2 protein-coding genes are annotated in these 1,288 nt (G+C 63.2%); one reads left to right on the top strand and one right to left on the bottom strand.

Annotated features, from left to right (window positions below; translation table 11 throughout):
• Positions 1 to 108 precede the first annotated feature (108 nt).
• Complete coding sequence (locus MJD61_15895; protein ID MCG8556747.1) at positions 109 to 489, bottom strand: hypothetical protein; 381 nt, start codon at positions 487 to 489, stop codon at positions 109 to 111.
• 228 nt (positions 490 to 717) lie between these two features.
• Here MJD61_15895 and MJD61_15890 point away from each other — a divergent pair, with 228 nt between their 5' ends.
• Entirely contained in the window at positions 718 to 1,110 is a 393-nt protein-coding gene (locus tag MJD61_15890) for a hypothetical protein (GenBank protein MCG8556746.1), read from the top strand.
• The last annotated feature ends 178 nt before the right edge of the window (positions 1,111 to 1,288 follow it).

The raw sequence follows: 1,288 nt of genomic DNA, 5'->3' as shown, positions 1-1,288 counted from the left end.
TCCATTTCGTCCGATGTGAGGGGGCGATCGAGGGCGACGAACTCGTAACACTGGTACTCACTCATAGGGCTGTCTCCTTGCAGCCCCTTCGCGCTGCCATTTTGCGCATCACGACAACCCCAAGTGGCGGCCAAGCACCTTGGCGACAAAACTCGCGCCAGTGGCCTTGTGCGCAACGAGCTCTTGGATGCGCGCTTTCGTTTGCTCGGCGCAGCCGGTGTTCTCAGCGGCCCTCATCGTGTGCGAGTAGGCGTTCAGCACATCCAGCCCCGTGACCTCATAGCCGTATCCTTCCACCAGCCAACGTAGCGCAGTCATGCCGGCCTCCACTGCGAACTGAGGGTTCTTATCTTCAAAATCGCGCGCCGCCCGGGTCAGTGTCTGTGGCGAGCAGGGCGTGCGATTGGCAAGCGCGATGGCCTCGTCAAACAACTTGGCGCCCTTGGCCGCGGCAAACCACTTGCCTTCCTCGCTTGGTGTTTCGGTCACGAGATCATCGATCAGGACTTGGTAGCGGCTGCAGCGGAGGGCAGCCAGAACGACGCACTGGATGAAAAGGCGCTGCGAAGCTGGATCCGGTCCAGACCCACGCGCGAGAAGGATCGCTGGCTTCTCAGTGCTGTCGACGACCCGACCGTCAGGATCGGTACCGAACTGATTGCTGCGTTTCGACGACAACAGCCGATGCCGCCGAGGAAACCGCGCACAGTTGCGGCCTTGCGGGAACGGGCGAATGAGCTCAGGCTCGTGCGGGAGGCAGCGGAGGCCGAGCAAGCGGAGAAGGAGCGCCGTCAAGCCGCCGCTGCCCGGAAGCGGCACCTCGCTGCCCTCACGAAACAAGGGGCCAAGGCATGGAAACGGCTCGAACGACTCATCGAGGATCGCAAGTACGACGAGGCCGTGAAGCTGACCGTAGACCTACGCGACGCGGCGCTATCGCTAGGTCGTGCCGGTGAGTTCCGGACACAAATCGCTGCGGTGCGAAAGCAGCATGCCCGCCGCCGAGGATACCTGGACCGTCTCAGGGGGCAACTCGATGGAAGTTCGAGGGGCACGCTGGTGACTGGCCCGGCTAAGAGGATTTTACGCCGAAGCCGAGGGGCGCGGTGATCACCCAGGCCTTGCGAACTGCGGGCTGACCCGACCTGGGTTGGCGTCCGCCGGCGTGCGCCGGCACTTTCGCCACCACCGGTAGCGTAAGTGTGCGAAATGAGCTGCGGTGGTGTCCGGCACGCTTGGTGCGGTGTGCGAAGCATGACGCAACCACGCTACATCGTCCCTGGAATGA

This window comes from Pseudomonadota bacterium (assembly GCA_022361155.1).
Taxonomy (GTDB): domain Bacteria; phylum Myxococcota_A; class Polyangia; order Polyangiales; family JAKSBK01; genus JAKSBK01.
The sequence above is the reverse complement of the archived record's forward strand: the minus strand, read 5'-3'. Positions and strand labels throughout refer to the sequence as shown.